The organism is Metabacillus sp. RB-C-LZQ-3-1 (genome assembly GCF_058315175.1).
On record NZ_JBZFLI010000001.1, the window covers coordinates 518,699 to 532,935 of the forward strand.

Here is a 14,237-nt window from a genome sequence, read left to right on the forward strand (position 1 = left end):
AAGGCTTGAGACATTTTTATTTTTCTCTTGTACTAACGATAATGAAATAATTATCCTAACAAACATTAAGAACATGAGAAATAGCTTGGAGTAATCTTTGTTAAGAGGGTTTTGCTAATGGAAAAGTTCTTATTCAAATTAGTGTGTTAGCGAATATTTAATACACGTTTAAACGATGCATTTTATTTTCCCACACATTAATCATTCGTACCGTTTTTCATTCTTTCTATCTCGACGCGATATTTTTCAAGCGGATAATACTTCATGCAAATCACAATGATTAAGCAAATAATAGCAGGAATCCCAAAACGAACAAAATTTAATGTAAACATGGTTGCGTCAGGTTGTTGTCCAATCGCTCCAGGAATGTACCCTGAAACGGCAAGTAATGCTAAAATACCTGAATTTGTAATTGTGTTTCCGCATTTTTGGGCAAAGCCTTTCAGGGAAGCAATTGTTCCATTTAAAGATGTTTTTTCTTTTAAATAAATGAAGTCAATCGTATCATTTACTAAGATATTCACTAATGCATTTGACATGGCACCAATGGCTGTTGCGATAAATGAGCAAACATATAATAAAATTAAATGATCTCCGAAAATAAAAGCGATTCCATAAAAGACAAACGTAATCAATTGTGTTACCAGCATCGCTCTTTGACCGGTTTTAAATATTTTCAAGGCAATTGGCATGCATACCACCATGGAAACTAGCGCACCGATCGAAATGATTCCCATATATAATGAAATCAAATCGGGTCTACCAATATAGTACATCATAAAGTATACAGAAGAAGCGAACATGAATCCATATCCTACAGCTGCCAAACACCAAACTAAGATAAGAGGATAAATTTCCTTATATTTAAACAATTTCTTTAAATCTTTTGTGAAAGGACTCTTTTCTGATGTTGTAATGTATTTTTCTTTAGAGGTTACAAATAATCCCCAAAAACAAAAGATTGTGATGATCCCGTAAATCACCATTAAAGGAATATAACTTCCCCCGAAAAAGCCAGTAAGCTGCGGTGTAAAGGTTGCTCCAATTGTGAAGGCAATAGCAGTAAAGGCTGCACCTAAAGTAATGACACTGTTACGCTCTTTATCATTTTTAGTAACTGCAGGAAGAACAGCCATTTGCGGCATGGTTAAAGCCGTTGTACACATATTCAATAATATATACAAACCTCCTATATAAACTACTTTGCCAATAGCACCTAATCCAGTGGGATTTATGAAAAGCAAGACACTAGCAAAGACAAAAATAATAGGAACAAATAAAAAATATGGTCGATAACGTCCCCATTTCGAGTTTGTTCGATCGGCAATCGTCCCCATTATTGGATCGTTTATTGCGTCCCATAGTGTTGCAACAAACATGATGCCTGCAGCCGCCGCCGCTGTTATACCTACTGTATCTGTCATATAAATGGAAAAGTAACTGCCAATTGTGGCTAGTACAAGCATATGGCCACCATTTAGAGATGTTGCGTGGAACCATTTAAAAGCTCTCGTTACTTCTTTTTTTGAGTGTTGATTTGATGCGTTAACTTCTTGTTGTTGAGTTGTATTTATTTGTGCAGACATATTTCACACTCCTTATTATTTGTTATAAACAGCATATCTTAGAAAAAATTCAACAAGCGCTTGTTCGTTGTTAATCGTATAGTAGCAAACGTTTACATAGAAAACTATAGTCAAAACAAAGATGTGTTTTACTCAAATCGAAGATCTAGTATTTAATGCTCTTGATTTTATAAAATGAGAAAAATGTATGAGAATATTCCTAGGAAGGATGAATCTTTGATTCGAGCAGTAAATTTCTTTCATTTTAATATACTATCCTTCTATTTGTTTTGTTAAGATGGAAAAAATAGAGAAAGAAAGGATCGAATCCAATGTTGAATATAAGCAATTTAACTTGTGAATACCAGCCATTCCTTTTAGGGACAGACGTTACGAAACCAAGATTCTCTTGGATGAGTGAATCAGATAAAAGAAATACAAAACAAGTATCCTATCAAATAATGGTGGCATTAGATGATCAATTTAATACGATCGTATGGGATTCAGGGGAGGTAAATAATGACCAGAGCATCCATATCCAATATAAGGGAGAGCCTTTACAATCCTTTACAAGATATTTTTATAAAGTAAGAATTTCAGATAATATTGGCAGATACTCTGAATGGAGTGCTATTAACTGGTTTGAAACCGCTTTTTTAGAGGGTGACGAATGGAAGGCCAATTGGATTACTCCGAAAAAGCAGGAAGTTGAGGAAGAGGTTTTTGCACTAAGAAATACCTTTTTCTTAAAACAAAACATTCAATCGGCACGAGTTTATGTGACGTCTCTAGGTATCTACCAGCTATATATGAATGGTCAAGAAATTGGGGATGCCTTATTAACCCCGGGGTGGACCAGTTATCATCAACGTCTGCAATACCAAACGTATGATGTTACAAACAATCTAGAAATAGGAAACAATGCACTGGGTATTTTACTATCAGAAGGTTGGTATAAAGGAATGGGTTTTGATAAGCCGTATAAATACGGTGAAAACCTATCAGCTTTACTAGAATTACATGTTATCTATCAAGATGGGAAAAAAGAGATTTTTACAACAAACGAAGAGTGGAAGTCCGGAAAAAGTGCTTTTGTATCGGCGAGTATTTACAATGGTGAAACGTATGATGCAAGGCTTGAGAACAACTGGAGTAAAGCTGAATTTAATGATGTCGATTGGGAACCTGTAATTTGTTCTCTTGAACCTGATGCCGAAATAGTCGCACAACAAAACGAACCCGTTCGAGTGACGGAAACAATTCGACCAATTGAATACATCGTCACACCTAAAGGTGAAAAAGTTCTAGATATGGGTCAAAACATGGTTGGCCGTATGAAAATGCGTGTGACGGCACCAAAAGGAACGAAGATTATCTTAAACCATGCGGAAGTTCTTGATAAAGACGGGAACTTTTATACAGAAAATCTTCGTACAGCAAAGCAGGAAGTTATTTATATTACGAAAGGTGATGGAGAAGAAACCTATGCACCAACGTTTACGTTCCAGGGTTTTCGTTATGTCAAAGTAGAAGGGTATCCAACAGAAGATTTGCCATTGGATCAATTTGAAGGAGAAGTTATTCATTCGGATATGGAACGAACGGGTGAATTTTTTACCGATAATGAGTTAATAAATCGCTTGCATCGAAATGTCGTTTGGGGGCAAAGAGGCAACTTTGTTGACGTTCCAACGGACTGTCCACAACGAAACGAGCGGCTTGGCTGGACGGGTGATGCCCAAGTTTTTATTGGAACCGCACTCTATAATTATCAAGGAGCATCTTTCTTTAAAAAATGGTTGTCAGATTTAAGAGTTGATCAAAAACCTGATGGGCAAGTACCATTCGTCGTTCCTGACATTATTCCAGGGGACCAAGTAGCATCAGGGTGGAACGATGCAGCTACAATCATCCCTTGGGTGATCTACCAAGTGTATGGAGACAAACAAATTCTTGCTGACCAATATGAAAGTATGAAAGCTTGGGTGGAAAAAGTAAGAAGCCTTGCAACAAATGAAACAGTTTGGGAAGCAAAAATCCAATTTGGTGATTGGCTGGCACTTGATGGGGATCCGCATTCACCAGTAGGTGCAACACCAATCCCGTTAATTGCAACTGCATATCATGCATATTCCACACAGATTTTAGCGAAAGCAGCGGCTGTTCTAGGATTTGAAAAAGATGCGGACGAGTACTTTGCTTTATATGAAAAAATCGTTGCTGATTTCCAAGCGGAATTTACAACAGCAAAAGGCAACGTAATCGGAGGTACCCAAACAAGCTATATCATCCCGTTGGCATTTAACTTGTTAAAAGGAAATGCAGCACAAAAAGCAGCACACGAACTGCATCGGATGATTGTGACAAATGATTATCACCTAACAACTGGATTTTTAGGTACACCACATTTGTGTTCTGTTCTATCTAAATATGGATACCATGAAACAGCGTTAAGATTATTGCTTCAAGAAGAGTATCCTTCATGGTTATTTGAAGTGAAAAATGGCGCAACAACGATCTGGGAGCGGTGGAACAGCATGAATCCAGATGGTACGTTTAATGATTCTGGTATGACATCTTTCAATCATTACGCTTATGGGGCTGTGGCTGAATGGATGCACCGTACGATTGCAGGTATTTCGTTTGATGAAACGACACCTGGCTATAAAAAGTTCACCATTGCACCAGAAATTAGCTCACTAGGAATGAGCAAGGTAAGAGCAAGTTATAAGACACTTTACGGAAAAGTAGGAAGTGAATGGAAGCTTAATAAAGATATGGCCACTCTGAAAGTTACAGTGCCAGTTAACACAGAGGCAAAGATAATCTTACCGCCTCAGGCTACGAACGTAACATTAGATGGAGAGGTAAAAGAGGGTACAACCTTTACTCTAGGTTCGGGTGACTATCTCTTTACCTTCCAATTAAAAGGGGCAAGTCAAAAGATATTTACCAATGAAAGTGTCCTTGGTGAGTTAATTTATTACCCTAAAGCAAAAGAGGTAGTGGAAAGTTACTTAACCAATTTTATGCACGGTGAAATGCCGCCGCAAGTTGCGTTCCAAATGATGAAGGGAATGACGTTCAGAGAATGTAAGGTAACACCAGAAACGGGTATCACTTCAAGTCAAGTGGATGAAATTCTGGAACAAATAAACAAAGTGGTCAATCCTACAGCGAATGAGGAATTGGATTACGTCAAATAACCAATCATGTAAAAAAATAAATGTGAAGATTTTCAACATGTTGGTTATAACTATTACATATAAACAAGGACGGCCCTCTGAAAATAGAGGATCATCCTTGTTTTCATGTTTTTGAAATGGTTAAAATTTAGGTTAATAGAGTCATAGTTATTTTCATTGTGTGTGCTATGTTTGAATCGAGTAATCATCAATTTATAGTAGGAGGAGAAACAATGAAATCAGAAGTAATGAAGTTTTATAATGATAGGGAAGACGTAACCTTAACAACCTATGTGATTTCCGATTCACCTGAATTATTGGGAGGAAAGAAACGACCAGCCATTTTGATCTGCCCAGGAGGAGCTTATCTTTCTTGTTCTGACAGAGAAGGAGAAGCAGTGGCACTAAGGTTTGCAGCAATGGGATATCATGCATTTGTCCTTCGTTATTCAACCTATATGGGAGGAAAGTCTGGCTTTCCTGATTTTCAAAGTGAAATGAAAGTGAATGAAAACTGCCTTCATCCTGCACCTATGAGAGAAATAGGAAAAGCGATGCTCACGATAAGGGAACATGCAGAGGAATGGCTTGTAGATGTGGATAAAATAGCACTCTGCGGATTCTCAGCAGGGGCGCACAATTGTGCAATGTTTTCCGTGTACTGGGATAAGCCTATCATCAATGAATATTTCAACGAAAAACCGGAAATGTTTAAACCTTCCGCGACCATTCTTGGCTACACATTAAGTGATTATTTTTTCATGCGTTCTTTTCCAAAAAGCCCTCTAGATACAAAGCTTTTTGAAGCAGCTAATCTTGCATTTACAGGCACCAAAGAACCTGAAGAGGAAACACTTAACGAAATTAGCCCGGCTTTACATGTATCAGAGAGTACGCCACCTATGTTCCTTTGGGCAACTTCTGAGGATACATTAGTACCGGCTCAACATACACTAAGAATGGCACATGCACTTGCTGATAAAAACATTCCTTATGAAGTCCACATTTATGAACAAGGTCCTCATGGCTTAAGCTTATCGAATCAAGCTACAGCCCAGGCAAAAAGTCAAATAAATAGTGATGCGGCCAGATGGATAGTAGAAGCTGAAGCATGGCTGGAAAAGCGATTTGCTTTGGAACTGCCGGAACAAACACATTTTGAATTAATGGAGAAAGAACAGAACCGGTGAGAACTTGAACCTTAAGGAATATGTTGGTCAAAAGAAGTAATTTATTTCGAAAATTTCATTTCAGAAATGAAAAGGACGATCTCTTTCATGTTAATGAATAGGGGATTGTCCTTTTCTATTTAAAAGCTTTCACATGTTTAAAAGAGATAAAATATGTGTTAGATAGAGTCATAGTTCTTTAGCATATTTTTCGCTAATCTATCTTTAAATGTGCTTTTAAAGGTTTAGGAATAACAATCTGACTTTTACTTCGTAAATTTTGTCGTTTTTCCTACGTTTGAATTGAGCAATAACCTCTTTGATTTTAACATTATTTCCCTTTGGGACCATTTGCTAAAATAGCTAAAAGATAGATGATGAAGTTATAATATTTTAGGAGGAATTCAGATGAGCAACTTGATGATCAATGCGCTGCCAGAACGCAAGATACCTTATTTGGTAAAAAGCGGAGAGGGAGAACGGTATTTATTTGGAAGACAACTAGCAACAATTTTAGCTACAGGAGAAAGTACAGGGAATTTAGTAGAAATGGTCATCCTTTCTGGGGGAAAAGAAGATGCTTTTCCTCCGCATAAACATGAACGAAGTCATGAAGCGGTTTATGTTCTTCATGGCAGGTTAGAATTAGACATTTCCGGTCAAAAACACCTGCTTACGGAAGGGAACTATGCATTTATCCCGTCTGGTACCGTGCATGGATATAAAATGCAAAGTCATCGAACTCAATTCCTTTCGATCACATCAAAAGGAGAGATTGCGAGTTTATATCGTACAATTGGTCAGCCATATGAAAAGTATGTTCATCCACCAAAGGCGATAAATGAAATCTCACGAGAACGTTATGAAGAAGCCGCACTCGTTGCAGATGTAAACTTTCTTTTTGATCAACAAACAGAAGGACATGCGCAGGTCGTTGAAAATGGCTCCATTCCTGAAGAGGTAGCTCCGTTTGTCCTTGAAACAGGGGAAGGCATCCGTTTAGTAGCAGCGGAACAACTTTTCACGCTTGTCACAACACAGAAACATACAGGTGGTGAATTTATCGCAGCGCTGACTGAAGGTCCTAAAGGAGATTTCATCTCTGAACACTATCATGAAAAACATTCAGAAATGTTCTTCTGTCTGGAAGGTCAGATGACCATGACGGCAAACGGAGAGGAAATCGTATTAAATCCAGGTGATTTCCTTCATGTTCCAGCTTTTACAAAACATTCGTATCGATTAGATTCTCATTATACAAAGTTCATCGGCTTTTTAGCTACAGGATTATTTGAACCATTTTTCCATACGTTATGTGATGTGTATGATGATTATATCTTCCCAAGTGACCCGCCTCCACTCCGTTTTGATCGGGTTCTTCAAACCTTACATACGCTTGATTTAAAACCATGTGGCGCTCCTCCAGTAAAAGAGCAGCCTGTAAAAGGATGGCAATTATAACGAGCAACATGCAGTCAAGTGAAATGACAAATAATGAAGTTGATATCATCCCCGATTTAGTGTTTGCAGTGCCAAATGAGAAAGAGTTACTAGCCGATTTATATGTACCTAAGAATAGACCAACACCTTTCCCAGTCATTATTTGGCTTCATGGCGTGGGATGGCGATTTGGTGATCGAAAACTTGTCCCTGATTTCTCAACAAAACGAATGTAGATGATGTTGGACCAAAACTAGCAAGCCGTCGCATCTCAAAGGCTGGAATAGAGGAGAGCAATGAAGAGCGGGTACATTTCAACTTTTGGACAATAGAACAATTTTTCGTAAGAACATTAATGACGTTTAACTAAAGGCTGTTTTACTAAGACGGTCTTTTTCTTTTTTATTGGATTTTTGCACATGAGTCAAAAAAATACATGACAAAATCTACCTTAAAAAATATGGGGAGGTATTAGGTGAAAGGAGGGGGAATGATCTTTCATTTTATTTCTGCCCCTTTCCGAAAACACTCTGTTATCAGAAGAAATGCATAAGATCAATTATATTCCATTTTTAATTGTGGAATACTCTTATGAAGATAGCAGTTGTTTAGGAGGATTTTGATGTGGATGGACGAAAAAAGGAAACTCGTGAGTTAAATAACATAAGTCCCTTTGAATTAAAAGATAAACTTATTGATCTTGCAAAAGGAAAAATGAGAATAACAAGAACAATGCTGGATGCCGGTCGTGGGAATCCAAATTGGATCGCTGCTACACCTCGAGAAGCGTTTTTTGCACTTGGACAATTTGCTGTGACAGAATCCCGGCGATCATGGAATAAAGGCGATTTAGCCGGGATGCCAAATCGAATTGGTATGGCAGAACGTTTCGAGAAGTATGTAAAGGAAAATCAGCAAATTCCAGGAATTCAATTGCTGAAAGACATCATTCATTACGGAATCAAAACAAAACAGTTTGAACCAGATAAATGGGTCTATGAATTAGTCGATGGAATCATAGGGGATAACTATCCTAATCCGGACCGCATGCTTGTTCGAACGGAAAAAGTTGTGCATGATTTTTTATCTAAAGAGCTGTGCGGTCAAGATACGTCATGCGGTACGTTTGATTTATTTGCTGTTGAAGGGGCAACGGCAGCGATGTGCTATATTTTTGATACGTTATATAAAAATCACTTACTGCCGAAAGGATCTAAAATAGCGGTAATGGTTCCAATTTTTCCACCGTACATAGAAATTCCAGAACTCCCTAACAATGATTACGAGCTTGTGAAAATTAACGCAACGGAAATAGACGATGAAGGACACCATACATGGCAATACCCAGAAGAGGAATTAGAAAAGTTAAAGGATAAGGACATTAAAGCACTTTTTCTAGTTAATCCAAGTAATCCGCCGTCTGTTTCGATCAAAAAAGAATCCATCGAACAAATCAAGCGAATTGTAAAAGAAGATCATCCAAATCTTATGATCATTTCAGATGATGTGTACGGTACGTTTGTTGAAGGGTTTCGCTCTCTAATGGCAGAGTTACCTTTCAATACAATCGGAGTATATTCTTTTTCCAAATATTTTGGTGTGACAGGTTGGCGATTAGGAACAATCGCCATTAACCAAACCAATGTGTTTGATAAATTAATAATAGAATTACCAGAAGAAGTGAAAGATGTTCTAAATAAAAGGTACTCTTCCCTTACGCGGAACCCGGAAAACCTTAAGTTTATCGATCGAATGGTAGCGGATAGCAGAGACGTTGCGATGAACCACACAGCTGGTTTATCTACACCACAACAAGTCCAAATGGCGTTATTTTGCATTTTTGCACTGATTGATACCAATAATGAGTATAAACAAAAAACAATGGATATTTTACATCGAAGAATGAATTTATTATACAAAGGTCTTGGTTTACCGAATAAGCATATTCCAAACGATGCAGACTATTATACCGAGATCGATTTGGAAATCTGGTGTAATCATCATTATGAAAAAGGATTCACTGATTACCTTAAAAAGAATTATCAACCGATCGATATTTTATACCTCCTAGCCGAAAAGTCATCGATTGTCTTATTAAGTGGCGCAGGATTTTTAGCGCCGGAATGGTCCATTCGCGTGTCTCTTGCGAATCTAAATGATGAAGCTTACACAAGTATAGGCCAGGAACTAAAAAATGTACTTGATGAGTATGTAGCAGAATGGAAAAAGGCAAGAGAGTAAAATTCTCACCAAACATAAGGATCGCAATTGTGAGACCCTTAGGTGTAATCAAAAGTCAGAGGACCTTATAGAATAGGTTCTAATGAGGATGTTTATTTAAAATTTGTACACCAATATTAGACAAACGGTTATAGGAGTAATAGATGGATGATAAATAATCCATACTATGACCTAACTGTTTGGATAGGAGGTGAAGCAGAATGAAAACAAAGCAAAAGTTTTTAGAGGGAGCAAAAGTGACAGCGGATAATCAAATTTATGGAACTCCTAATAGTAAGGCTAAAAATGGCACAGGTGACTCACCGAATGACAATGTTCGTAAAAAATAATAGGTAAATTAGCGGCCAAGAATTCTTGGCTGTTTTTTTATATCTTTCACATAATAAAGATTTTGACTTTTTATATTTGTAGAGATGGGAAAAGAAATGTTTAACGGCATCATTTAATATAGCCTGACTGACACTTATTGGCAACGAATACTTTAAAACGATCAATCAATTTCTCATTTTAAATAGAATAATATCATCTCTTTAAATAAGATAAAGTAAGGCTTCTAACGATGTATGTAAAAGTTTTTGTTTTAAAGAAATATTATTCTGTTCAAAAGACTTGTTTCTATACGATTAAATAGGTCATAAGAATGATATTGCCATTTTTTTCTTATTTTACGCTATGTTAACGTTCATGCTAAAATAAGAAAACTGTTTATAATCATTAAACAAAACTTTAAATTGATAGGTGTGGGTAAACATGCGGAGCAGGAAACTAATGGTCATTCTTGCTAGTTTGCTAGTAGTGTGCTTTAGCCTATACTTAGTTCTTTCTAATTCTAATCAATCAAAACAGATAAATGTAGAGACATCGATAATGAATGGAGCGGCAGATTCTGATGAAAAGACAGATCACTCTATAACCAAAGATGAGAAGGTTTCTAAAGATCCTGCCCCTGAAAAAGAGGTAAAGGTTGAGGATGTTTCTATTGATTTGACAGATGAAGAAGTGAAAGAAGGCGCAAATGGCGAGAATGATAAACGGACCACAATACCACAAGGTATAAAGGAAAAGGTTAGGGGAGTCGTAGAAGGTGTCATCAAATTATTCAAGAAGGACCTAAAGGTTGTGGCAATCGGTGATTCTCTCACTCAAGGTGTAGGAGACGAAACAGAAAATGGCGGTTATGTCGGGATCTTAAATAACACGTTTCAAGAGAATGACATCAATATTACCATTGAAAATTACGGAAAAAGAGGAAACCGGACAGACCAATTAATAAAACGTTTAGAAAAGAAAGAGATTGCAGCATCCATTCAAAAGGCTGATATTGTTTTTATCACAATTGGCGCCAACGACATTATGAAAATTGTTCGAAATAATTTTATGAACCTTCATATAGAGCTTTTTAATCAAGAAAAACCAAAATATCTTGAAAGATTAAGAGTGATTCTTAATAAGATCAATGAATTAAATCCAGATACAAAAGTTTATTTGATCGGTTTTTATAATCCATTTGAGCGTTATTTTGATGATGTTGAAGAAATGCAAATGATTGTTGACGACTGGAATGAATCGAGTAAATTCGTTACGGAAGAATTTGAAAATGTGAATTATATTCCAACTTCTGACTTGTTTAGTAATTCCGACATAGAGTTATTAGCAGATGATTATTTCCATCCCAACACTACAGGATATAAACTAATGGCAAAGCGGATCTTAGAGAACATGGAAGAAGTGAGTGTCGAGGAAGAGGTCATCAATGAGAATGAAGAATAAAGATCTTTTGAAATGAAATCGAAATAGAACACAATGGATTTCTAAGTTGAAAAGTCTTATGCTCATGTAACAGATCTACTCGATGGTGCATAGGTTTAGGTCATGAATTTATCATCAAGGATGGATAAATTTCATGTGCAACGCTATTTTTATGAAACCTCCTAAAATGAATGATCTGATTATCATAGGGATCATCATTTAATGGTTCTGTGAAGGAAAATCTTATTACGAAATATGCAGTAGTTAAGGAAAACTCTCAATTTAAGAGAGTTTTTTTAATTTTAAAAATGTGGAATAAAAGCTTGCCTAATTAAATAATCTTTATCATAAACCGTTTTTATACCTTAGGAGGATCAGTCAATGACGACAATTGAGGATGTAGCAAAAAAGGCAGGTGTTTCAAAAAGCTCTGTTTCGAGAGTATTAAATCATAATTATAAACATATGTCAGAGGAGATGAAACAGAAAATCCTTAAAGCAATAGAAGAATTAGACTATCGACCAAATTCAGTGGCACAAAGCTTGAAAAAAAAAGAGACAAAAATCATTGGACTGATTATAGCAGATATGTCTCCTTTTTGCACAGAAATCATTAAGGGTATTCAAGAAGAATGTCTAAAGAATGGCTATAGTTTAATGGTTAGTAACTCATCATCGTCTCCAGAGCAAGAGGAAGAAAATATTAAAATATTAATTGGAAAACAGGTTGATGGATTAATTATTAATACGATTAATCCCCGTAGTGAACTATTTACTTATCTTCAATCTATCAAATTTCCAATGGTATTTATAAATAGTTCCCCTCAAACTATCCAAGAAGATATGGTCATTGTTGATAATACAACCGGAACGACAGAAGCTATGGACTATCTAGTAAACTTAGGACATAAGCAAATTGCAATTATGCTTTATCCGATTGAAAATATCCTCGTTCGTCAAGAAAAATTGGAAGCATATAAAAAAGCATTAAAAAATTACCATTTTCCTGTTGATCATCATTTAATAAATATCATTAAACAGGAAAAGGGACAAGGGGTACAAACAACATTGCGACTATTAGAAAGTCCGAATCCACCAACAGCATTTTTATCGACCAATATTAATCTAACGTTAGAAGTGTTAAAGGCAATACGAGAAAAGGGATTAAAAATTCCGGAGGATGTATCTGTAATTGGGTTTGATGATTTTGAATGGAATGAACTATTAGATCCACCCCTTACGACCATATCTACACCAGTTCTAGAAATGGGAGAGAAATCTTCTAAACTACTGATTACAAAAATTAAACGAAAAAAACAAACGGAACCTGTTAAATCCGAGGTTTTACCAAAATTAATATTCCGCCAATCAACCTGTAAAGCTAAATGAAAAGAAAGGACAAATCAAAAACATCTTGGTCATTATTAGGATTTATTTCTATCTATTTAGGAACCGCTTACACCTAAGTTATTAATCTTTTTTAGGGAGGTGATGCTTATATTTTAGATATTCATTCAACAAGATTTTTCTAAAGGAGGAAAAAAATTGAGTAAGTTGTTCAAAATGTGGTTTATCATGTTGATGATCATCAGCTTTATTTTAGCAGGATGCAGTGGCAATCAAGGTACTTCTTCAAATAATTCTACAGGACCTACTAATGAAGGGGGAGCGCAAGAATTAACATATTGGACATTTCAAGGGTTACATGTGGAATTCTTTGAAGATGCTGCCAAAAGATGGAATGAAACGTATCCAGATCGACAAATTCAATTAAAAGCAGAGTCTTTTCCTTATGATGAGATGCATAACAACCTTCTGCTAGCTTTACAATCCGGTGTTGGAGCACCAGATATCGTAGATATTGAGGTTAATCGTTTTCCGAACTTCCTGCAAGGGGATATTCAATTGGAACCCTTAAATGATATTGTCGAGCCTGAATTAGATAGTTTTGTTAAATCAAGATTCGAGATATATTCTGCTGACGGAAAGTATTATGGTGCACCTACACATGTTGGAGCTTCAGTCGCATTTTATAATACGAAAATATTTGATGAAGCTGGTGTAAGTCCTGATGATATTAAAACATGGGATGATTTTGTAGAAATTGGAAAAGTGATCAAAGCTAAAACGGATAAACCGATGACACCTGTCTTTACAACGGGATTTTGGAGCTTTTATCCTATGATCAGTCAAAAAGGTTCTGATTTCTTTGACAGCAATGGTGAAGTTATCTTAGATAACAAAGATAACACAGAAGTCTTACAGTTTATTAATGATATGCTCTATAAAGATGAGATTGCCGTACTTGCACCTGGTTCTAGACATGACAGTGAAGAATTCTTTGCCTTCATGAATGAAGGTGGTGCAGCTTCTTTAATTATGCCTTCTTGGTACGCAAGCCGTTTTGTTGAACATATGCCTGATCAATCAGGAAACATTGTCATGAAACCAATGCCGAGTTGGGAAGAAGGGGGATTCCGTTCAGCTGGAATGGGTGGAACAGGGACTGCGGTAACAAAGCAGGCAAAAGATGTTCAGTTAGCTAAAGACTTTTTAGCTTTTGCTAAGCTATCAAAAGAAGCGAATATTAAAATTTGGACGATTCTAGGCTTTGATCCACCACGACACGATGTTTGGGATGCTCCTGAGTTAAAAGAGTCTAATAAATTTACAGAATATTTTGGCGACGGTTTGTTTGATATGTTACTTGGAATTAAAGATGAAATCAATCCGTTAAATATTACTCCTAATACTCCTTTGGCAAGAGATTTGATTGAAACAAATGTTTTACACAATGTACTTAGAGAAAAAACTCAAACACCTGAAGAAGCCTTACAGCAAGCTGCAGATGAACTGCGAAGTCGATAAAAGAACATAAATGAATTGTT

10 protein-coding genes are annotated in these 14,237 nt (G+C 36.4%); 9 read left to right on the plus strand and 1 reads right to left on the minus strand.

Annotated elements, in window-relative coordinates:
- Positions 1–197 precede the first annotated feature (197 nt).
- On the minus strand, positions 198–1,586 hold the full coding sequence (locus tag AC4GZ8_RS02795; protein ID WP_491080276.1) for an MFS transporter: 1,389 nt from the start codon (positions 1,584–1,586) through the stop codon (positions 198–200).
- Positions 1,587–1,897: 311 nt separating this feature from the next.
- Between AC4GZ8_RS02795 and AC4GZ8_RS02800 the strand changes: the two genes are divergently transcribed.
- The 9 genes from AC4GZ8_RS02800 (at position 1,898) to AC4GZ8_RS02840 (ending at position 14,217) form a co-directional block, all read left to right on the plus strand.
- Positions 1,898–4,771: a family 78 glycoside hydrolase catalytic domain gene (locus AC4GZ8_RS02800; protein ID WP_491080277.1), complete on the plus strand. Its 2,874-nt coding sequence runs from the start codon at positions 1,898–1,900 to the stop codon at positions 4,769–4,771.
- A 212-nt stretch (positions 4,772–4,983) separates the two neighbouring features.
- On the plus strand, positions 4,984–5,940 hold the full coding sequence (locus tag AC4GZ8_RS02805) for an alpha/beta hydrolase (RefSeq protein WP_491080278.1): 957 nt from the start codon (positions 4,984–4,986) through the stop codon (positions 5,938–5,940).
- Positions 5,941–6,327: 387 nt separating this feature from the next.
- Complete coding sequence (locus AC4GZ8_RS02810) at positions 6,328–7,380, plus strand: quercetin 2,3-dioxygenase (protein WP_491080279.1); 1,053 nt, start codon at positions 6,328–6,330, stop codon at positions 7,378–7,380.
- Complete coding sequence (locus AC4GZ8_RS02815; RefSeq protein WP_491080280.1) at positions 7,368–7,595, plus strand: hypothetical protein; 228 nt, start codon at positions 7,368–7,370, stop codon at positions 7,593–7,595. Before AC4GZ8_RS02810 ends, AC4GZ8_RS02815 begins: the two co-directional genes overlap by 13 nt.
- Positions 7,596–7,983: 388 nt before the next feature.
- Positions 7,984–9,600 carry an aspartate 4-decarboxylase gene (gene aspD, locus AC4GZ8_RS02820; protein WP_491080281.1) on the plus strand — a complete coding sequence of 539 codons (1,617 nt, stop codon included), beginning with the start codon at positions 7,984–7,986 and terminating at the stop codon, positions 9,598–9,600.
- A 200-nt stretch (positions 9,601–9,800) separates the two neighbouring features.
- Entirely contained in the window at positions 9,801–9,929 is a 129-nt protein-coding gene (locus AC4GZ8_RS02825; RefSeq protein WP_491080282.1) for a hypothetical protein, read from the plus strand.
- 421 nt (positions 9,930–10,350) lie between these two features.
- Positions 10,351–11,370: an SGNH/GDSL hydrolase family protein gene (locus AC4GZ8_RS02830; RefSeq protein WP_491080283.1), complete on the plus strand. Its 1,020-nt coding sequence runs from the start codon at positions 10,351–10,353 to the stop codon at positions 11,368–11,370.
- A 360-nt stretch (positions 11,371–11,730) separates the two neighbouring features.
- Complete coding sequence (locus tag AC4GZ8_RS02835; RefSeq protein WP_491080284.1) at positions 11,731–12,738, plus strand: LacI family DNA-binding transcriptional regulator; 1,008 nt, start codon at positions 11,731–11,733, stop codon at positions 12,736–12,738.
- Between the two features lie 156 nt (positions 12,739–12,894).
- The gene (locus tag AC4GZ8_RS02840) at positions 12,895–14,217 is read left to right on the plus strand and encodes an ABC transporter substrate-binding protein (RefSeq protein WP_491080285.1); all 1,323 of its coding nucleotides are present in this window, start codon (positions 12,895–12,897) and stop codon (positions 14,215–14,217) included.
- The last annotated feature ends 20 nt before the right edge of the window (positions 14,218–14,237 follow it).

Coding starts and splice junctions, on each gene's coding strand:
- AC4GZ8_RS02830 (WP_491080283.1), top strand. CDS start 10,351: ATGCGGAGCAGGAAACTAATGGTCATTCTTGCTAGTTTGCTAGTAGTG.
- AC4GZ8_RS02795 (WP_491080276.1), bottom strand. CDS start 1,586: ATGTCTGCACAAATAAATACAACTCAACAACAAGAAGTTAACGCATCA.
- AC4GZ8_RS02815 (WP_491080280.1), top strand. CDS start 7,368: ATGGCAATTATAACGAGCAACATGCAGTCAAGTGAAATGACAAATAAT.
- AC4GZ8_RS02835 (WP_491080284.1), top strand. CDS start 11,731: ATGACGACAATTGAGGATGTAGCAAAAAAGGCAGGTGTTTCAAAAAGC.
- AC4GZ8_RS02825 (WP_491080282.1), top strand. CDS start 9,801: ATGAAAACAAAGCAAAAGTTTTTAGAGGGAGCAAAAGTGACAGCGGAT.
- AC4GZ8_RS02810 (WP_491080279.1), top strand. CDS start 6,328: ATGAGCAACTTGATGATCAATGCGCTGCCAGAACGCAAGATACCTTAT.
- AC4GZ8_RS02805 (WP_491080278.1), top strand. CDS start 4,984: ATGAAATCAGAAGTAATGAAGTTTTATAATGATAGGGAAGACGTAACC.
- AC4GZ8_RS02800 (WP_491080277.1), top strand. CDS start 1,898: ATGTTGAATATAAGCAATTTAACTTGTGAATACCAGCCATTCCTTTTA.